Source organism: Candidatus Pseudomonas phytovorans (genome assembly GCA_029202525.1).
Classification (GTDB): Bacteria; Pseudomonadota; Gammaproteobacteria; order Pseudomonadales; family Pseudomonadaceae; genus Aquipseudomonas; species Aquipseudomonas phytovorans.
On sequence record CP119325.1, the window covers coordinates 5,811,630 to 5,834,625 of the forward strand.

Consider the following 22,996-nt stretch of genomic DNA (forward strand, 5'->3'; position numbering starts at 1 on the left):
CCGCGATTAAAGGAGGATTAAAGATGAAAGCGCAGCGCCCGGTTTCATCTTTCCTTTATATATAAGCAGGAAGTAATCATGTAAGCCTGTGCCGGCCTCTTCGCGGGCTCGCCCGCTCCCACAGGACTTGCGCTGCCTGTGAGGGTGACGCTATCCCTGTGGGAGCGGGCGAGCCCGCGAAGAGGCCAGTACAGACGCTACATCACTCCAAAGCAGCCGCTGGCCCGAAGAACTCGTAGCGGCTCTGCTGCTCTGGCACACCCAGGCTTTTCAACTGGCGCTTCACCGCCACCATGAAAGCCTTGGGCCCCAGGAAGTAGGCATCCACATCACGCCCCTGCGGCAGCCACTCGCCCAGCAGGTCCTCACTCAGCAGGCCGACGGCATCAGCCTCGGCGCCACCCTGCGCCTCGGCATAGCAGTAGAAACGCTTGAGCTGCGGATGACGCGCCGCCAGGCCATCGACCCAGTCACGGAAGGCATGGACCGCACCGTTACGCGCACAGTGAATGAAATGCACCTCACGCCGGGTTTGCAGCGCCGCCTGCAACATCGCCAGTGTCGGCGTAATACCCACGCCCCCACTGATCAGTACCAGCGGCTTGTCGCTTGCAGCCAAGGTGAAATCACCCGCAGGCGGGAACAGTTGCAGGGTTTCGCCCACCACCAGCTCATCGTGCAGGTAACTGGAAACCTTGCCGCCCGCCTCGCGCTTGACGCTGATGCGGTACTCTTTGCCATCGCACAGTGCCGAAAGGGAGTAATTGCGGCGCTGTTCGGCACCGTCGATCTCCAGCTTCAGGCCGATGTACTGGCCTGGCTCGGCCTTGAGCACCGGCTTGCCATCTACCGGCGCAAAGTAGAACGAGACGATCTCGCTGCTTTCCTGCTCGCGACGTACCAGGCGGAATTCGCGTGTACCGCGCCAGCCACCCTCAGCCTCTTCCTTCTCTCTATAGAGGTTTTCTTCTGCACCAATCAGGATGTCGGCCAGCTGGCCATAGGCCGCGGCCCAGGCGTCGATCACCTCAGGGGTGGCGATTTCCTTGCCCAGCACTTCCTCGATGGCGCGCAGCAGGCAGCTGCCGACGATCGGGTAATGCTCCGGCAGAATCTGCAGGGCAACGTGCTTGTTGATGATTTGCCCGACCAGGCCGCCCAACTGCTCCAGCTGATCGATGTGGCGGGCATACATCAGCACGCCGTTGGCCAAGGCACGGGGCTGGTCGCCACTGGCCTGGTGGGCCTGGTTGAACAGCGGGCGTACCTCGGGGTACTCGCTGAGCATCATCTTGTAGAAGTGGGTGGTCAGCGCTTCGCCGCCGCTTTCCAGCAGGGGTACAGTGGCCTTGATGATTACACGTTGTTCGGCATTGAGCATTGCGACAACTCCTGAGCCTGTGGCTTCAAATGACTGCCCTGGGTATTTCACCAATCGTGCCAACTTTTATCGCCAGTAAAATCAGGGGGTTGAAGCCGATCATGTCAAAAAGACACACCTCAGCGTATAGTCATATTGACCTACAGGAGTCAATATGACCGCAAAGCCGCTGCTTACTGCCCTTCTGCCCCTGGTCAGTGACCTGTCACGAGATTTGCCCGACCAGGAGCGCTACCGCCGCCTGCTGCAGGCCATGCGCGGCCTGTTGCCATGCGATGCCGCCGCGCTGCTGCGTCTGGATGGTGAATGGCTGGTGCCGCTGGCCGTGGATGGCCTGAGCCCCGACACCCTTGGCCGGCGCTTTCGAGTCAGTGAACACCCGCGCTTCCAGGTCCTGCTCAGCCGACCGGAACCCACCCGTTTCGCCAGCGACTCCGAACTGCCCGACCCCTACGATGGCCTGGTCAACGCGCCGGATGCCGACCTTGAAGTGCACGACTGCATGGGTTGCCCATTGATGGTCGATGAGCGCCCTTGGGGGTTGGTCACCCTCGACGCCCTCACCCCAGGGCAGTTCCAGAGCCTGGAACTGGATGCGCTACAGGCCTTCGCCAGCCTGGCCGCCGCCACCGTTACCGTGGCCGAGCGGATCGAGCACCTGGCCCTGCGCGCTGAAGACGAACACCACCGCGCCGAGATCTACCGCCAGGCCAGCGGCCAGGATAAAGAGCTGATTGGCCAAAGCCCCGCGCACAAGCGCCTGGTGGAAGAAATCCGCCTGGTCGGCGGCAGCGACCTGACCGTACTGATCACGGGCGAAACGGGGGTCGGCAAGGAACTGGTGGCCCAAGCCCTGCACCAAGCCAGCAGCCGCGCCGATAAACCGCTGGTCAGCCTCAACTGCGCCGCCCTGCCCGACACTCTGGTGGAAAGCGAACTGTTCGGCCATGTACGCGGTGCGTTTACCGGCGCGCACGGCGAGCGCCGGGGCAAGTTCGAACTGGCCAACGGCGGCACGCTGTTCCTCGACGAAGTGGGCGAACTGCCGCTGACCGTGCAGGCCAAGCTGCTGCGTGTGCTGCAAAGTGGCCAACTGCAACGGCTTGGCTCGGACCGCGAGCACCGCGTGGACGTGCGCCTGATCGCCGCCACCAACCGTGACCTGGCAGCAGAAGTGCGCAATGGCAACTTCCGCGCCGACTTCTATCATCGCCTGAGCGTGTACCCGTTGCACGTGCCGCCTTTGCGCGAACGTGGTCGAGATGTGCTGCTATTGGCTGGCTACTTCCTCGAACAGAACCGTTCCCGCCTGGGCCTGAACAGCCTGCGCATGAGCCACGAAGCCCAGGCTGCGCTACTGGCTTACGACTGGCCAGGCAATGTGCGCGAACTGGAACACCTGATCGGCCGCTCGGCGCTCAAGGCACTCGGCCAACACCCGGATCGGCCACGCATCCTCACGCTCGGAGCCATCGACCTGGACCTGCGCACTACCTCCCCGGCACCGGTCCCCCTGCCCTCCCCGGCAGCCCCGCTCCTGATAGCAGCATTGCCTGAAGGCGGCCTGCGCGAGGCGGTCGAAATCTACCAGCGCCAAGTGATCGAAGCCTGCCTGAAACGGCACCAGGACAACTGGGCGGCAGCGGCGCGAGAGCTGGGCCTGGACCGCGCAAATCTGAGCCGATTGGCCCGCCGGCTGGGGCTTCGCTGAGGTTCACCTACAAAAGGATTAACCCAGAAAGCCTCTGGTTGCTTCTCCCATGGCTGCTATATCTCCCTAACCACCCATTTCTCGACTGCCTGGTCGAGGCTGTGCGTAAAACCCCTGAAAGGGCTCTGTTACGACAGTTGTGGCTCGAAGATTCGGGCCGGGGGATCCGGTTACCAGCAGGGAGCATCCATGGACAACATCGTCATCGCCGACAAGCAATCCGAAGTCGCCTCTCAGACCGCCTGGGGCAATATCAACCTCAAAGGGCCAGGCGTCGTGCAGATGCCGGTAGCCCCCGACCAGGTGGCCACGGTTACCCAACGCGGGCAGGACCTGATCGTCACCCTGAAGTCGGGTGAAAAAGTCACCATCGGCAACTTCTTCGCCGTGGACCAGGCTGGGGTTGGCAGCGACATCGTCTTCGTCGGCGAAGACGGCACCCTCTGGCACGCCCAATACGATGCAACGGCCTTCACCGGCTTCACCTTCGAAGATGTGACCTCGCTGGACGAACTGGTCGCGGGTATCGGAACCGCCGGTAGCGCCATGCCAACCTGGGCGATTGCCGGGCTCAGCCTGCTGGGTGTCGGCGGTGCGGCAGCAGCGGCTGACAACGGCGGTGGCGGCAGCAGTGGCGGTTCCGACCCGGACACCACCGCACCGGCAACGCCCATCGACCTGCTGGTATCGCCGGACGGCCTGCGCCTGACCGGCCGTGGCGAAGCGGGCACCACGGTGAACATCCGTGACGCCGCCGGCAACATCATCGGCAGCGGCACCGTGGCCGCCGATGGCAGCTTCAACGTGGCGCTGAACCCGCCGCAGGTCAACAGCGAGAATCTGCAAGTCACCCTGACCGATGGCGCCGGCAACGTCTCGGCGCCCGGCACCGTCACCGCCCCGGACGTAACTGCACCACTGGCTCCGACCGAACTGGCCATCGATGCCCAGGGCACCACCCTTACCGGTCGCGCCGAAGCTGGCTCGACCGTTACCGTGCGCGGCGCCGACGGCGTAGTACTAGGCACTGCGGTAGCCGGCGCAGACGGTCTGTTCAGCATCACCCTGCAACCGCCCCAAACCGATGGCCAGGCCCTGGAAATCAGCGCCACCGACGCGGCCGGCAACACATCGCCGGCGGCCGGCATCAACGCACCAGACGTCGACACCCCTGACACCACCGCCCCCGACCAGCCGACCGACCTGGCCCTGGCCAACGGAATAACCCTCACCGGTCGCGGCGAGCCGGGTGCCACCGTGCAGGTGCGCGATGCAGCGGGCAACATCATTGGCACCGGCACCGTTGGCGCCGATGGCCTGTTCAGCCTCGCCCTGTCGCCAGCCCAGGCCAACGGCGAAGCGCTGGATATCCGCCAGGTGGATGCCGCTGGCAACAGCTCGATCCCACTGGAATTCACCGCCCCGGACATCACCGCCCCTGCCGCGCCGACCGAACTGGCCGTCAGCGCTGACGGCACCGTGCTCACCGGCCGCGCCGAACCGGGCAGCACCGTGCGCATTGTCGGCGCCGATGGCACCGAACTGGGCTCTGCCGTAGTCGGTGCCACCGGTGTGTTCAGCATCACCCTCAGCCCGCCACAAGTCGACGGCGAAGTGCTGCAGGCTACCGCGTCCGATGCCGCTGGCAACACGTCCGTGGCCAGCTCGGTCACTGCTCCGGATATCGACGGCGGCGACACCACACCACCAGATGCACCAATCGACCTGGTGATCGGCCTGGCCGGCAGCCAGCTCAGTGGCCGTGGCGAAGCCGGCACCACCGTGCAGGTGCGTGACGCCGCCGGCAACATCATCGCCACCGGCACCGTCGGCGCAGATGGCCTGTTCACCATTGCCCTGGCCCCTGCCGTGAATGACGGCAGTACCCTGCAAGTGACCCTGACCGACGCCGCCGGCAACGTCTCGCAGCCAGGTTCGGTCACTTCGGCCGACCTGCTGCCGCCAGCACAACCGACCGACCTGGCCTTGGCCGATGGCGTGACCTTCACCGGTCGCGGCGAACCGGGCGCGACCGTGCAAGTACGTGATGCAGCCGGTACTGTAGTTGGCACAGGTGTAGTCGGTGCCGACGGGCTGTTCAGCATTACCCTTGCGCCCGCTCAGGCGAATGGCGAAGCCTTGGATGTGCGCCTGGTGGACGCAGCCGGCAACACCTCCGCACCGCTGCAATTCGATGCCCCGGATATCACACCACCTGCTGCTGTGAGCAATATCGTCGTAGGTGCCGGCGGGCTGGTCCTGAGCGGGCGTGGCGAACCGGGTGCCACTGTCGAGGTGCGTGATGCCAACGGCACTGTGATCGGCACCGCTGTGGTCGGCGTCAACGGCACCTTCCTCATCGACCTCAGTCCAGCGGCGCAGCCAGGTGAACACCTGAGCTTGGTGCAGACCGACCCAAGCGGCAACGCCTCCGTTGCCCTTGAATACGACGTACCGCTGACCACTGCACCGGTCAGCCCGAGCAACCTGGCCATCGATGCCGATGGCACCACGCTGACCGGCTCCGCCCCTGCCGGTACTCGCGTGGAGGTGCATGACGCCAACGGCACGCTGATCGGCAGCGCCATCGCCAGTGCCGATGGCACGTTCACCATCGAACTGAGCCCCGCCCAGGCCAACGGCGAACTGCTGGATGTCGTCGCCATCGATGACGGTGGCGTGTCCTCACTGCCTGCGCAGATCACCGCGCCAGACATCACCGCCCCTGCGGCACCGACCGAGCTGACTATAAGCGCTAACGGCACGGTGCTCACCGGCCGTGCCGAACCCGGCAGCACCGTGCGTATCGTTGCCGCCGATGGCACCGAACTGGGCACTGCCGTGGTCGGCCCGACCGGCGTATTCAGCATCGACCTTGCGCCGCCACAGGTCGATGGTGAAGTGCTGCAAGCCACTGCCACCGATGCCGCTGGCAACACCTCCACTGCCAGCTCGGTCACCGCACCGGACATCGACGGCGGCGATACCACGCCGCCTGAAGCGCCGACCAATCTGGTGATCGGCTTGGCCGGCAGCCAACTGAGCGGGCGCGGCGAAGCCGGGACTACCGTACAGGTGCGTGACGCAGCAGGTAACCTGCTGGCGACCGGTACCGTCGGTGCGGACGGCAACTTCGTTATTGCGTTGAGCCCCGCCGTGATCGATGGCAGCACTCTGCAAGTCACCCTGACCGATGCTGCAGGCAACGTTTCCCCACCGGGCTCGGTCACCTCGGCCGACCTGCTGTCGCCTGCTCAACCGACCGAACTGGCCTTGGCCGACGGTGTGACCTTCACAGGTCGCGGCGAGCCAGGTACCGCTGTGCAAGTACGCAATGCCGCTGGCACCCTGATCGGCACTGGCATCGTCGGTGCCGATGGCCTGTTCAGCATTACCCTTGCGCCCGCACAGGCCAACGGCGAAGCGCTGGATGTGCGCCTGGTTGACGCTGCTGGCAACACCTCTGCACCGCTGCAATTCGATGCCCCGGATATCACACCACCTGCTGCTGTGAGCAATATCGTCGTAGGTGCCGGAGGCCTGGTCCTGAGCGGGCGCGGTGAACCGGGTGCCACCGTTGAAGTGCGTGATGCCAACGGCACCGTGATCGGCACCGCTGTGGTCGGCGTCAACGGCACCTTCCTGATCGATCTCAGTCCAGCTGCACAGCCGGGTGAGCACCTGAGCCTGGTACAGACCGACCCAAGCGGCAACGCCTCCGTTGCATTGGAATACGACGTTCCGCTGACCACTACCCCGGTCAGCCCAAGCAACCTGGCCATCGATGCCGATGGCACCACGCTGACCGGCTCCGCCCCTGCCGGTACTCGCGTGGAGGTGCATGACGCCAACGGCACGCTGATCGGCAGCGCCATCGCCAGTGCCGATGGCACGTTCACCATCGAACTGAGCCCCGCCCAGGCCAACGGCGAACTGCTGGATGTCGTCGCCATCGATGACGGTGGCGTGTCCTCACTGCCTGCGCAGATCACCGCGCCAGACATCACCGCCCCTGCGGCACCGACCGAGCTGACTATAAGCGCTAACGGCACGGTGCTCACCGGCCGTGCCGAACCCGGCAGCACCGTGCGTATCGTTGCCGCCGATGGCACCGAACTGGGCACTGCCGTGGTCGGCCCGACCGGCGTATTCAGCATCGACCTTGCGCCGCCACAGGTCGATGGTGAAGTGCTGCAAGCCACTGCCACCGATGCCGCTGGCAACACCTCCACTGCCAGCTCGGTCACCGCACCGGACATCGACGGCGGCGATACCACGCCGCCTGAAGCGCCGACCAACCTGGTGATCGGCCTGGCCGGCAGCCAACTGAGCGGGCGCGGCGAAGCCGGGACTACCGTACAGGTGCGTGACGCAGCAGGTAACCTGCTGGCGACCGGTACCGTCGGTCCGGATGGCAACTTCGTTATTGCGCTGAGCCCTGCCGTGATCGATGGCAGCACTCTGCAAGTCACCCTGACCGATGCTGCAGGCAACGTTTCCCCACCGGGCTCGGTCACCTCGGCCGACCTGCTGTCGCCTGCTCAACCGACCGAACTGGCCTTGGCCGACGGTGTGACCTTCACAGGTCGCGGCGAGCCAGGTACCGCTGTGCAAGTACGCAATGCCGCTGGCACCCTGATCGGCACTGGCATCGTCGGTGCCGATGGCCTGTTCAGCATTACCCTTGCGCCCGCACAGGCCAACGGCGAAGCGCTGGATGTGCGCCTGGTTGACGCTGCTGGCAACACCTCTGCACCGCTGCAATTCGATGCCCCGGATATCACACCACCTGCTGCTGTGAGCAATATCGTCGTAGGTGCCGGAGGCCTGGTCCTGAGCGGGCGCGGTGAACCGGGTGCCACCGTTGAAGTGCGTGATGCCAACGGCACCGTGATCGGCACCGCTGTGGTCGGCGTCAACGGCACCTTCCTGATCGATCTCAGTCCAGCTGCACAGCCGGGTGAGCACCTGAGCCTGGTACAGACCGACCCAAGCGGCAACGCCTCCGTTGCATTGGAATACGACGTTCCGCTGACCACTGCCCCGGTCAGCCCGAGCAACCTGGCCATCGATGCCGATGGCACCACCCTCACCGGTAGCGCACCAGCCGGCACCCGCGTGGAAGTTCACGATGCCAACGGCGCCCTGATCGGCAGTGCCATCGCCAATGCTGATGGCACCTTCACCATCGAACTGAACCCCGCCCAGGCCAACGGCGAACTGCTGGATGTCGTCGCCATCGATGACGGTGGCGTGTCCTCACTGCCTGCGCAGATCACCGCGCCAGACATCACCGCCCCTGCCGCCCCGACCGACCTGGCCGTCAGCCCGGACGGTAGCGTCGTCACTGGCCGCGCCGAACCGGGTAGCACCGTGCGTATCGTTGCCGCCGACGGCACCGAACTGGGCACTGCCGTGGTGGGTGCCACCGGCGTGTTCAGCATCAACCTCACACCGCCACAAGTCGACGGTGAAACGCTGCAAGCCACGGCAACTGATGCCGCCGGCAACACATCACCCACCAGCGCGGTTACCGCACCGGACATCGACGGTGTCGATACCACGCCACCGGCAGCCCCGACTGACCTGGCAATCGGCCTGGCCGGTAGCCAACTGAGCGGGCGCGGCGAGCCTGGCACCACCGTGCAGGTACGCGATGCGGCCGGCACTGTGCTGGCCACCGGCACCGTCGGCGCCGATGGCAGCTTCGCGGTTACCCTGGTCCCTGCCGTTACCGACGGCAGTTCCCTGCTGGTGACACTGACCGATGCCGCCGGCAACGTTTCGCCACCCGGCTCGGTCACCTCGCCGGACCTGCAGGCCCCTGCCCAGCCCACCGAGTTGGCCTTGGCTGAGGGGGTGACCTTCAGCGGTCGCGGCGAGCCCGGTGCTACCGTGCAAGTACGTGACGCCGCCGGCACCCTCATCGGCACCGGCACCGTCGGTGCCGATGGCCTGTTCAGCATTACCCTTGCGCCCGCCCAGGCCAATGGCGAAGCCCTGGACGTGCGCCTGGTGGACGCGGCCGGCAATACTTCTGCGCCGCTGCAATTCGATGCACCCGACATTACCCCGCCTGCGGCGGTCAGCAACATCGTGGTCGGCAACGGCGGCCTGGCCCTGAGTGGTCGCGGCGAAGCAGGCGCCACCGTTGAAGTCCGCGATGCCAACGGTGCCGTAATCGGTACTGGTGTGGTCGGCGTCAACGGCACTTTCCTCATCAGTCTCGACCCGCCAGTGCAGCCGGGTGAGCAACTGAATCTGGTGCAGACCGACCCGAGCGGCAATGCCTCCGAGGCGCTGCAGTTCGAAGTGCCGGTAACCACTGCCCCGGCCAGCCCGAGCGACCTGGTGTTCGCCGAAGACGGCACCAGTATCAGCGGCACCGCGCCTGCCGGCACCCGCGTGGAAGTCCATGATGCCAATGGTGCACTGATCGGCAGTGTGATAGCTGGCCCGGATGGCAGCTTCACCGTCACCCTCGACCCGATCCAGGCCAATGGTGAACTGCTGGACGTGGTCGCCATCGATGATGCTGGCATATCGTCCCTGCCAGCACAGGTCACCGCGCCGGACATCACCGCACCTGCCGCCCCGAGCGAACTGGCCGTCAACGCTGACGGTACGGTAGTCACCGGCCGCGCCGAGCCGGGCAGCACCGTACGCGTGCTGGCCGCCGATGGCACCACCGTGCTGGGTAGCGTGGTCGTTGGCGCCACCGGCAGCTTCAGCATCACCCTCAATCCGGCACAGGTCGACGGCGAAGTACTGCAAGTCACCGCCACCGACGCTGCGGGTAATGCCTCCACCGCCGGTAGCGTTACTGCTCCGGATATAGACGGTGTCGATACCACGCCACCGCAAGCTCCGACTAACCTGGTAATCGGCCTGGCCGGCAGCCAGTTGAGCGGGCGTGGCGAGGCCGGCACTACCGTGCAGGTTCGCGATGGCGCAGGCACTGTGCTGGCAACCGGCACTGTCGGCCCGGATGGTAGCTTCATCCTCACCTTGTCCCCTGCCGTGAACGACGGCAGCACGCTGCAAGTCACCCTCACCGACGCCGCTGGCAACGTCTCGCAACCCGGCACAGTCGCTTCGCCGGATCTGCAAGCGCCTGCGCAGCCGACCGACCTGGCCCTGGTCGATGGCGTCACCTTCACCGGTCGCGGCGAGCCCGGCGCCACGGTGCAAGTGCGTAATAGCGCCGGCAACGTGATTGGCACCGGCCTGGTCAACCCGGACGGCACCTTCAGCGTCACCCTGTTCCCGGCTCAGGCCAATGGCGAGGCGCTGGACGTGCGGTTGGTAGATACTGCTGGCAACAGCTCTGCGCCGCTGCAGTTCGATGCACCGGACACCACCCCGCCTGCGGCGGTCAGCAATATCGTGGTCGGTACCGGTGGCCTGGTGCTCAGCGGTCGCGGCGAAGCCGGTGCCACTGTTGAAGTACGTGATGCAGGCGGTACTGTCATCGGCACCGCCACGGTCGGCGCCAACGGCACCTTCGTGGTCAACCTCGACCCGGCAGCCCAACCGGGCGCCGCACTGAGCCTGGTACAAACCGACCCAAGCGGCAATGCATCCGAAGCCTTGCAGTATGAAGTACCGCTGACCCCTGCCCCCGCCAGCCCAAGCGACCTGGTGGTCGCCGCAAATGGCACCAGCATCACGGGGTCTGCCCCGGCCGGCAGCCGTGTTGAAGTGCACGATGCCAATGGCACGCTGGTCGGCAGCGTGGTGGTGGGTGCCGGAGGCACCTTCACTGTCATCCTCAACCCGGCCCAGGCCAACGGCGAGCTGCTGGATGTGGTGGCCATCGACGGCACCGGGGCATCGTCCCTGCCGGTGCAGATCAGTGCGCCGGATATCACTGCCCCGGCCGCACCGAGCGAACTGGCGATCAATGCCAACGGCACCATCGTCACCGGCCGTGCCGAAGCGGGCAGCACCGTGCGTGTGCTGGCTGCCGATGGCACCACCGTGCTGGGTACGGCGATAGTGGGCGCCACGGGCAGCTTCAGCATCACCCTTAGCCCGGCACAGGTTGACGGAGAAGTGCTGCAAGTCACCGCCACCGACGCTGCGGGTAATGCCTCCACCGCCGGTAGCGTTACTGCCCCGGATATAGACGGTGTCGATACCACGCCACCGCAAGCCCCGACCAACCTGGTAATAGGGCTGGCCGGTGGCCAACTGAACGGCCGCGGTGAAGCGGGTGCCAGCGTGCAGGTGCGCGATGGCCAAGGCAACGTACTCGCCAATGGCACGGTCAACCCGGATGGCACTTTCCAGATCACCCTGACCCCACCGGTAAACGATGGCAGCACCCTGCAAGTGGTGCTGACCGATGCCGCCGGCAATGCCTCCGCGCCTGGCACGGTGACCACCCCAGACCTGCAAGCCCCTGCTCAGCCGACTGGCCTGGATCTGGCTGACGGTGTAACCCTGACCGGCAGCGGCGAGGCAGGCGCGACGGTGCAAGTACGCGATGCCTCCGGCAACGTGATCGGTACCGGCGTGGTCAACCCGAACGGCAGCTTCAGCGTTACCCTGGCCCCTGCACAGGCCAATGGTGAGGCCCTCGACATCCGCCTGGTAGATGCCGCCGGCAACACCTCTACCCCTCTGCAGTTCGATGCACCGGACACCACCCCACCGGCCGTGGTGAGTAGCATTGTGGTGGGTGCCGGTGGCCTGACCCTGAGCGGGCGCGGCGAAGCTGGCGCCACCGTCGAAGTACGTGACGCCAACGGCACGCTGATCGGCACCGGCACGGTGACTGCAAACGGCACCTTCCTGCTCGACATCGACCCGGCTGCGCAGCCGGGCGAACGCCTGAGCCTGGTGCAGACCGATGCCAGCGGCAACGCCTCCACCGCCCTGGAATATGATGTGCCGCTGGTGACCACGCCTGCCAGCCCAAGCGACCTGGTAGTGGCCGAGGACGGAACCAGCATCAGCGGTGCTGCCCCGGTGGGCAGCCGCGTCGAGGTGCATGACGCCAACGGCGCGCTGGTCGGTAGCATCGTGGTCGGTGCCGAGGGAACCTTCACCGTGGTGCTCAACCCGGCCCAGGCCAACGGCGAACTGCTGGATGTGGTGGCCATCGACAACAACGGCACCTCATCGCTGCCAGTGCAAGTCAGTGCGCCGGACATCACCGCGCCAGTGGCCCCAAGCGACCTGGCGGTCAACCCGACCGGTACCGTGGTCACTGGCCGCGCCGAGGCAGGTAGCACCGTGCGTGTGCTGGCCGCCGATGGCACCACCGTGCTGGGCAGTGTGCTGGTGGGTGACACAGGTACGTTCAGCATCGGCCTCACCCCGCCACAAGTGGCCGGCGAGCAACTGCAGGTAACGGCTACCGATACTGCGGGCAATGCGTCCACAGCCGGTACCGTCACCGCACCGATCATCGACAACGGCGGTGACACTACACCGCCAGAGCCGGCCACCAACCTGGTGATCAGCCTTGACGGGCGTACCGTTTCCGGCCGCGGCGAAGTGGGTGCCACTGTCGAAGTACGCAACGACCAAGGCGAGTTGCTGATCAGCGGCACTGTGCAGCCGGACGGCAGCTTCAACGTACAACTGCCGACCCCGGTAGTTGATGGTTCGTCTCTGCAGGTGACCCTGACCGATGCCGCAGGCAACGTGTCGACCCCAAGCCCGCTGACCACACCAGACCAGGTAGCGCCGCCGCAACCCACTGGCCTGACCCTGGCCGACGGCGAAACCCTGACCGGCAGCGCCGAACCTGGCGCGCGGGTAGAGGTGCGCGATGCTGGGGGCAACCTGATTGGCAGCGTCATTGCAGGGCCCGATGGCAGCTTTACCCTCACCCTCGACATACCCCAGGCCAACGGCGAAACCGTGTCCGTCACCGCTACCGATACGGCGGGCAACACGTCGGTGCCACTCAGCTACGCGACACCGGATATCACCCCACCCGGTGTCATCACCAACGTGGTAGCCGGTGCCGGCGGCCTGGCAGTTTCTGGCCGGGGCGAAGCAGGTGCCAGCGTTGAGGTGCGTGATGCCAATGGCACCGTCATCGGTACCGGCACCGTCGCGCCCAATGGCACCTTCGTGGTCGAACTCGACACCCCGCTGGTGGCAGGCGAAACCATCGTGCTGGTACAGACCGATGCCGCTGGTAACCCTTCGGTAGGCCTGGGCGTGATCGTGCCGAACGTACCGGTACCAGAAAGCCCGACTGGCGTGGTGGTCGCCGGCGATGGCAGCTCTGTCAGCGGTACCGCTCCTGCCGGTTCGCTGGTGGAGGTACGCGATGCCCAAGGGACCGTGGTGGGCAGCGTGCAAGCCGGGCCGGACGGCAGCTTCACCATCGGCCTTACGCCTGTTCAGGCAAACGGTGAAACACTGGACGTGGTGGCTATCGATGCCGATGGCAACAGCTCGCTGCCGACCCAGGTCAACGCACCGGACATCACCCCGCCCAACGAGGCGACCGAACTGCAATTGAGCAACGATGGCAGCACCCTGACCGGGCGCGGCGAGCCTGGCACCACGGTGCAGGTCATTGATGCCCAGGGCAATGTGCTGGGCAACGCCCAGGTGGGCCTCGACGGTGTCATCAGCGTGCAGCTGGTACCACCGCAAACCGACGGCCAGGAACTGGACGTAGTGCTGCGCGACGGCGCAGGCAATACCTCGACCGCCACCATCATCGCCCCCGACCTGGACGGCCCGCTGCAACCTTCGGGGCTGGCCATTGATACCGCTGGCATTCACCTGACCGGCCAAGGCCAGAGCGGCTCGACCATCACCGTGCGCGATGCTGACGGCAATGTGCTGGGCACCGCCACAGTGGGCGCGGACGGCCGCTTCGATGTCACCCTTAACGCAGCGCAACGCAACGGCGAAAGCCTGACCGTGGACGCCACCGACAGCCTTGGTAACAGCGCAGGCCCGGTGAGCTTTACCGCACCAGACACCACGCCACCGCAAGTGGTTACCACCCCGGCCATCGACGAAACCGGCACCACCGTGACCGGCATCGGCGAACCAGGTGCCACCGTCACCGTGCGCGGGCCAGACGGTACTGTGCTGGGCAGCGCCGTGGTCGGCGTAACCGGCGGGTTCGAAATCACCCTCGACCCGCCACAAACCAATGGCCAGGCGCTGACCGTGGAACAGCGCGACACGACCGGCAACCTGTCGGCGGCCGTAGACCTGCCTGCACCTGACAGCGAGGCACCGGCCATCCCCGGCGGCCTCACCCTTTCGGGCGACGGCAAAACCCTTACTGGTACCGGTGAACCCGGTGCGCAGGTGACCGTGACTGGCACGGCCGGCGCGGTAGTAGGCACCGCCACCGTGCAACCCGATGGCAGCTTCAGCGTGGCCATCAACCCCGCACAGGTGAACGGCCAGACGCTGACCGTCAGCCAGGCGGACAGCGCCGGCAACCCTTCCCCTGCCGACATCGTGACTGCACCCGACCTTGAGGCACCGCTGCCAGCGCTGGGCATAGGCCTGGACCCTGCCGGGACCACGCTTACCGGTCAGGGCGAACCCGGCAGTACCGTGGAAGTACGCAATGGCAACGGTGACCTGCTGGGTTCCGCGCTGGTGGAAGAAGACGGCAGCTTCAGCGTGTCGATCGCACCTGCGCAGACCAACGGCGAAACGCTGTCGGTGGTCCTGATCGATGGCGGTGGTAATGCCTCGCCATCGACCAGCTATACCGCCGATGACAGCACCGCGCCAACCGCGCCGGCCGGCCTCACGATTACCCCGGGCGGCAGCGCCATCCAGGGCACCGGCGAGGCAGGCAGCACCGTCGAGGTTCGCAACGCCGCCGGCGACCTGCTCGGCAGCGTCGTGGTACCGGCTGGTGGCAACTTCACAGTACCGCTGGCACCTGCGCAGCTTGATGGGCAGAACCTTGATGTGACGCTGACCGATACCGCGGGCAACGTCTCTGACATTACCCCGATCACCGCGCCAGACATTACCCCGCCAGCACTGCCAACCGGGGTAACAGTCAGCGACGACGGCACCACCGTCACCGGCAATGCACCAGGCGCCAGCACTGTTACTGTCACCGACAGCACGGGCAACGAGGTCACCGTGCCGGTCAACCCGGACGGCAGCTTCAGCGTGCCACTGACCAACCCGCAGACCAACGGCGAAACCGTGACGGTGGTGGTGACCGACGCAGCCGGTAACGATTCGGCGCCGGTGACGACTACTGCACCTGACACCACTGATCCGCTACCGGCCACCGGTGTGACGGTAAGCCCGGATGGCGGCACCGTAGGCGGCACCGCAGAACCGGGCAGTACCGTGGTCGTGCGTGACGCCGACGGCAACCCTGTCGGCAGCGGCACCACAGGCCCGGACGGCACATTCGTAGTGCCGGTCGATCCGCCATTTGCCGCTGGCGGCAGCGGCACCGTGGTGGTCACCGACCCGGCGGGCAATGACTCCACCGAAACACCCGTGGCAGGCCCGACCGGCAACGAAGTCGAAACGCCAACGTCGCTTGCGATCAGTGCCGACGGCTTCCTGCTGACTGGCCAAGGCACCATCGGCTCGCTGATCACCGTGACTTCCGGCGGCACCACCCTGGGTACCGCCACGGTCGGTAGCGATGGCACCTTCCGCGTGTTCTTCCTTAATGCACAGCTCAACGCCCAGATCCTGCAAGTCAGCGCCCGCGCCACCGTCGATGGCCAGCCCTCGATACCGACCACCTTGGTGGCCAACGACACCACGGCGCCGAATGCACCGACCGCAACCATCGACCGTACCGGCAGCACGCTGACCGGCCAGGGCGAAGTGGGGGCAACCGTGCGCGTTACCGATGCCCAAGGCACCGTACTCGGTACCGCCCTCGTGGGCAGCAATGGCTTGTACAGCCTCAGCCTCACACCACCTGTGGCCAACGGCCAGAACCTGGTCATCACCCAGGCCGACGCTGCCGGTAACGTGTCGCTGGCGGCCAGCGTGCAGGCACCCGACCTGCAGGCACCGCTGGCGGCCAGCAACCTCAGCCTCAACGGCGCGGCCACCGTGCTCAGCGGCCAGGGCGAAGCCGGCGCCAGCGTCACCGTACGCGATGCCAGCGGCGCCATCCTGGCCACCGGCACCGTCAACCAGAGCGGCCAGTTCCAGATCACCCTGCCCAACGCGCAGACCAGCGGCAGCCCGCTGCAGGTCACCCTCAGCGATGCTGCGGGCAACGTGTCCGGCCCGGCCAGCCTGGCCACGCCAGACCGCACGCCACCCGCTGCCATCACCAACCCGGCATTGAGCCAGGATGGCCGACAGCTGTCCGGCAGCGGCGAAGTGGGGGCTACCGTGCAGGTGCGCAACGCCGCCGGTACCGTGCTGGGCACTGCCACGGTGGGCGCCGACGGTCGCTTCACGGTGACCTTCGATACCCCGCAAGCCACCGGCCAGGCGATCGGCGTGACGCAAGTGGATGCTGCTGGCAATACGTCGCCAGCGGTCAACGTGCAAACCCCGGACCTGACCCCTCCAGCACCGCTGACCAACGTGGTGCTGAACAACAACGGCCTGACCCTGACCGGCCTCGGCGAAGCCGGCGCCAGCGTCACCGTGCGGGGTGCCGACGGCACCATCATCGGCACCGGCCTGGTAGCGGCCAATGGCAGCTTCACCCTCACGCTCACCAGTGCCCAGCTCAACGCCCAGCACCTGAGCGTGACCCAGACCGACGCGGGCAACAACACCTCCACCGCTGTAGCGGTCACCGCGCCAGACTTCACGCCGCCCGCCGCACCGACCGCGCTGGCCCTGGCAGGCACCGGCCTGCAACTGACCGGTAACGCCGAAGCCGGCAGCACCGTGACCGTGCGCGATGCCAGCGGCAACGTGCTGGGCACGGCGGTAGCCACCAGCAACGGCACCTTCCAGGTCACCCTGAACAGCGCCCAGACCAATGGCCAGACCTTGCAGGTAACGGCCACCGATGCAGCGGGCAACGTATCGCCGGCCGCGCCTTACACCGCAGCCGATACCACGCCGCCAGCCGCCGTGACCAACCTGGCGGTCTCCGCCAGTGGCGCCACCCTGACCGGCAATGGCGAAGCAGGCGCAACCGTCACCGTGCGGGCACCCGACAATACCGTGCTGGGCACCGCTACGGTCGGCGCCGACGGCCACTTCAGCGTGGCCCTGTCGCCGGCCGCGATCACAGGCGAAAGCCTCAGCGTGGTTCAGGCGGATGCCGCGCAGAACCTCTCCCCTGCGCAAAACGTCACCGCGCCGGGCCTTCTGGCACCGGCAACACCCGACAACCTGGTCCTGGCCGCTGACGGCCTGTCGGTTACCGGCACGGCAGCGGTGGGCAGCACGGTCAAGGTGTTTGGCCCCAATGGCGTATTGCTGGGCAGCAGCCCGGTAGCCAACGACGGCACCTTCACCGTCAACCTCGGCAGTGCCCAAGCCAACGGTGAAGTGCTGCACGTCAGCGCCACCGGCAGCGACGGCGCAGTCTCGCTGCCGGCCACCCTGCTGGCACCGGACACCACCGCACCGCTACCGCTGACCAACCTGGTGCTGTCCAACGACGGCCTGGTACTCAGCGGCCGCGGCGAACCCGGCGCCACCGTTACCGTAAGCGGTGAAGGCGGTATCGACCTGGGCACCGCCGTGGTGGATGCCAACGGCAACTTCAGCGCCAACCTGAGCAGCGCGCAACTCAACGGCGAGCGGCTCGGTGCCGTGCAGTGGGATGCGGCCGGCAACGAGTCCAACAGCGTCAGCCTGACCGCGCCAGACCGTATCGCACCGGACGCCGCCGTCAACCTGGCATTTGCCGGGGGTGGCAGCCTGCTCAACGGCAGCGGTGAAGCCGGCGCCGCCGTGAAAGTGCTGGCGGTTGACGGCAGTGTATTGGGCAACGCAACGGTGCGCGCCGACGGCACCTTCCAGGTCGCCCTCAACCCGCCGCAGACCAACGGCCAGCAAGTGCATGTGGTATTGACCGATGCCGCTGGCAACCAGTCGGATTCCAGTGCAATCACCGCCGCCGATACCACGCCACCGGCAGCGCCAACGCAACTGGCGATTTCCAGCGATGGCATCACCATCACCGGCCGCGGCGAAGCCGGTGCCGAGGTGGTGGTGACAGGCCCAGGCGGCGCAGTAATCGGCAGCGCTTTCGTCGACGCCAGTGGCCACTTCACCCTTACCCTGAGCCCGGCACTGGGCAATGGCGAGCTGCTCAGCTTTACCCAGGCGGATGGCACCGGCAACGTGTCGGCGGTGGCCACCCTGCTGACGCCGGACTTCACCCCACCCGCACAGCTCACCGCAGTAGCGGTCAACACCGACGGCAGTGTAGTTACCGGCCTTGGCGAAGCCGGTGCAACGGTAACGGTGAGCAACGCGGCCGGGCTCGTGCTGGGTACCGGCACGGTGCTTGCCGACGGCAGCTTCCGGGTCGCGCTTTCGACCCCGCAGATCAATGATGAATTGCTGTCGGTGCAGCAGGCCGACCCACCCGGCAACATCAGCGCGCCGGTCGACGTGCGGGCGCCGGACCATACACCGCCTGCGCCTGCTACCGAGCTGCGGCTCAATGCAGCCGGTGACGTGCTGACCGGGGTGGGCGAGCCGGGCGCTACCGTGCGCGTGTTCGTCGGCATCGTCGAAATCGGCGCCCTCAACGTTACGGTTGGCCCGAACGGCACGTTCTCGATCGCACTCAACGGCGCACAGCTCAACGGCCAGGTGTTGCAGGTAACCCTGACCGACAGCTTCAGCAACGTGTCGACGATCAGTGCCGTCACGGCGGTGGACATCACCCCACCGGCCGGCGTCATCGGTGACATCAATAGCAGCGGCACCCAATTCGTGGGTACCGCCGAGCCCGGAACACGGGTCACCATCATCAATAACCAGGGTGACCTGCTCGGCCAGGTGACCGTGGACCCGGACGGCACGTTCGTCATCGACCTGGCCACTGCGCAAATCAATGGCCAAGAACTGACCATCATTGCCCAGGACGCCACTGGCAACCCTTCCGCGCCGCTGTTCGTGACCGCACCCGACCTGACGCCACCGGTACAACCGAGCAACCTGTTGCTCAACCTGCTGGGTACCTCGATGACCGGTACTGCCGAGGCCGGCAGCATCATCACCGTGCGTGGCCCGAACAACAATGTGCTGGGCACGGTGGTAGTGGGCGAAGACGGCCAGTTCACCGTGCCGGTCAATCCGGCACAGAACAACGGCCAACTGCTGAGCGTGGTGTCCACGGACGCTGCCGGCAATGCTTCGCTGCCCGCCGCATACCAGACCAATGACACTTCGCCGCCTGCCATAGTCACCAACCTCAGCATCAACAACAGCTTCAACGTGCTGACCGGTAAAGGGGAAGCGAATGCGACGGTCACCGTCAGCGTTGGCGCAACGGTGCTGGGTACGGCTGTGGTGGACGCAGCCGGCAACTTCCAGGTCAGCTTGGTGCCCAGTGTCGGCTCGCTGGCTATCCTGTCTGTGACCCAGTCCGACGGGGTCAACACCTCGGCGATTGCAAGCTACATCACCCCGCTGTTACCGCCACCTGTACCACCGACCAACGTCACGCTGGCAAGCGACGGTTTGACGCTGGCGGGTAAAGCCCCCACCGGGGCGAGCATCCGCGTCTACGATGCCAATGGCAACCTGATCGGTAGCGGCGCGTCCAACCTCAATGGCGACTTCACCCTGACGTTGAACACGCCACAACTTAATGGCCAATCCCTCTCGGTGACGGCACTGGCGGTGCTGGGTGGCGAATCGCAACCCACCTTCGTGCAGGCCGCAGACATCACCCCACCGGCCAACCCGGTGGTGACAAGCTGGTCGACCAACGGCCTGGTGCTGACCGGTACGGGGGAGGCCGGCGCCACAGTGACCGTGCGCGATGCCAGCAACAACGTGCTCGGCACGGCGGTGGTAAATGGCGGTGGCGTGTTCACCGTCAACCTCAACGCCGCGCAGCTCAATGGCCAGGTGCTGGGCGTCAGCCAGACCGACGCCGCTGGCAATCTTTCCGGCACTACCAGCGTCATCGCCGTCGATGTTCAGCCACCGGCCGCACCAACCAATGTAACCATCAACGGCACCGGCACCGTACTTGGCGGCAACGGCGAGGCAGGCGCCACCGTCACCGTGCAAGGCCCGAACGGCCAGGTCGGTACAGGTGTGGTGCAGGCTGACGGTACGTTCAGCATCACGCTGAACACACCACAGAACGACGGGCAACAGCTGGTCGTGCGCCAGTCCGACCCTACCGGCAACCTGTCAAGCAGCGTCAACCTGAACGCGCCGGACACCACACCGCCAGTCGCGCCGTTGGCCACCATCAACGCCAATGGCACCTCGGTCAGCGGCTCTGGCCAGGTCGGCAGTACCGTCAACGTGCGCAACAGCGCCGGTACCTTGCTCGGTACCGCCACGGTCGGCAGCAACGGCCAGTTCGTGGTCAGCCTGGCAGCCGCGCAGATCGATAACCAAGCTTTGAGCGTGACCCTCACCGACGCAGGGGGCACCTCGACCGGCACTGCGCTCACCGCGCCGGACCTGACCCCGCCAGCGGCTGCCGGCAACCTGCTGATCAGTGCCGACGGTGCCACCCTTACCGGTACCGGCGAAGTGGGTGCCACGGTGACCGTGCGCAGTGCCAACGGCACCGTGCTGCAAACCGCGACCGTGCGGCCGGATGGCGGCTTCACGGTGACCCTGAGCCCGGCGCAGGACAACGGCCAGATACTGTCGATCACCGTCAGCGACCCGCGCGGTAATGTCTCTGGCAACGTCAACATCACCGCACCGGATGTGGATGCCAACGCCCCGGTCATCGCCAGCGACAACCTGGCGACTGCCACCGTCAACCTGGTGCCAGTCAGCGCCACCAAGACCTACACCGACAGCTTCAGCACACTTTTGTCGGGCTTTACCAAGACCTACACCTGGACAGTGGCGGCCGGCACCACGGTTGACCCGACCCTGACGCTGACTACCAACAGCGTGCTGGCGCTGCTCAACAACGCCACGTTCACCCTCCAGGTAAAAGACGCCACCGGCGCGTGGGTCACCCTCGCCACCGGTAACACCCAGGGCCTGCTCGACCTGATCGTGCTGCCGATCGGGCTGCAGGTCGATATCGGCAGCCTGCAAGCAGGCGACTACCGCCTGACCGTGGGCAGTGGCGGCATTGGCCTGGTGACCCAGGTCACCACCACGCTGGACATCACCGCCACCAGCCTGACCCAGTTCACAGGCACAGGCACCGCCACCTCCGGCAACGTCATCACCGATGTGGGCACCGATGGCGCCGTGGATGCCCGCGGCCCGGACAGCGCCGCCGTGCTGCAAGTGCTGAAGAATGGCAGCTACGTTGCCGCTGGCACAGCAACCACGGTGCAGGGCCTGTACGGCACCTTGGTGATCCATGGTGACGGCAGCTACACCTACACCCCGAACGGCAGCCCGGCCAGCGTCGGCAAGGTCGATGTGTTCAGCTACCAGCTGGTGCATCCGAACGGCCTGTCCGATGCCGCCAACCTGTACGTGCGCATCGACAGCCCACAAGCCACGGAGATCTGGAGCAACAGCAACTACGCGGCGCCGGCCACGGTGGTCGACGCGGTCAACGATGTCGGCTTCAGTCACCTGACCCTGGCCAACCGCGTGGACACCAACAGCGCCACGTTGGGCACCCTGACCCTGCCGGTAATCGGTACCCGGCAGGCCACCTACACCACCACCGTTGCCGCCGACACCACGGCCAACCTGCAAGTGGTGCTCAACTCCGCCAACCTGCTGGGCCTGCTCAATGGCACCACCCTCGAGCTGCTCAAACTCAACACCACCACCGGCCAATACGTGCTGGTACAGACGGTAAACGGCGGCTCGCTGATCAGCCTGCTGGGTGGCGGTTCGGCCTATACCTTCCAGAACCAGGGGGCCGGCACCTACCACGTGCGCGTCACCGCGAGCGGCATCGGCCTTGGCAGCTCAATCACCACCAGCGTCAACGCCACCACCACGCACCTGACCGAGTTCGTGGTCAGTGGCGCGACGGCGGCGACCGGCAACCTGCTGACTGACGACAACGTCGGCTCGGCACTGACCGTGCTGAGCGTGCTGACGGCGGCCAACACCTACACCATCCCGGGCTACAACGGGGTGAGCGTGGCCGGCACCTACGGCACCTTGCTGGTGCACGCGGACGGCAGCTACACGTACACACTCAACTCAGGGCTGACCTCGACTGCGGTCGGCCAGCACGACACCTTCACCTACGAACTGACCCACCCCAACGGCACCACCGACACGGCAACGCTGACCATCAACCTGGACAACGCTGCCGGCCTTACCACCTTCTCTTCGCTGGTGGCTGACAGCGGTGACGAAGCAGTAGCACTGGCCAGCGTGGCGGCCGCCAGCGACGTAATCGCCGGCACCGACGGCAACGACCACCTGGTGGGCAGCCAGGGCGGGCACATCACCCTGGAAGGTGGCGCGGGTGACGATACCCTGGTGATCGTCGACCAGAACTTCGCCAGCGTCGACGGCGGCACCGGCACCGACACCCTTTTGTGGGGCGGCGGCGATGCCAGCATCGACCTGGGCAACCTGGCCGGGCGCGTGCATGACATCGAAATCATCGACCTCAACGACACCAGTTCGGTGGCGCTGACCCTCAACCTGGCGGACGTGGTGGCCATCACCGAAACCGGCACCGACACACTGATCATCAAGGGGGACGACAAAGACACGGTTCACATGACAGACAACTGGACCCTGGTTGGCAACCAGACTGCCGACGGGATCGACTATAACCAATACACGGCCCAGGAGGATCCAAGCCACCACCTGTGGGTGCAGAACGGTATCCACGTTGTCTGAGGCCGCCG

3 protein-coding genes are annotated in these 22,996 nt (G+C 66.1%); 2 read left to right on the top strand and 1 reads right to left on the bottom strand.

The window, feature by feature from the left end; genetic code table 11:
- Positions 1 to 202: 202 nt before the first annotated feature.
- The gene (hmpA, locus tag P0Y58_25740; GenBank protein ID WEK30252.1) at positions 203 to 1,381 is read right to left on the bottom strand and encodes an NO-inducible flavohemoprotein; all 1,179 of its coding nucleotides are present in this window, start codon (positions 1,379 to 1,381) and stop codon (positions 203 to 205) included.
- Between the two features lie 154 nt (positions 1,382 to 1,535).
- On the opposite strand from hmpA, the gene norR reads away from it, so the two are divergent.
- Together norR and P0Y58_25750 are read left to right on the top strand one after the other, a co-directional pair.
- The gene (gene norR, locus P0Y58_25745; protein WEK30253.1) at positions 1,536 to 3,092 is read left to right on the top strand and encodes a nitric oxide reductase transcriptional regulator NorR; all 1,557 of its coding nucleotides are present in this window, start codon (positions 1,536 to 1,538) and stop codon (positions 3,090 to 3,092) included.
- Positions 3,093 to 3,281: 189 nt separating this feature from the next.
- Positions 3,282 to 22,988 (top strand): Ig-like domain-containing protein, encoded by a 19,707-nt coding sequence (locus P0Y58_25750; protein ID WEK30254.1) that lies wholly within the window; start codon positions 3,282 to 3,284, stop codon positions 22,986 to 22,988.
- The last annotated feature ends 8 nt before the right edge of the window (positions 22,989 to 22,996 follow it).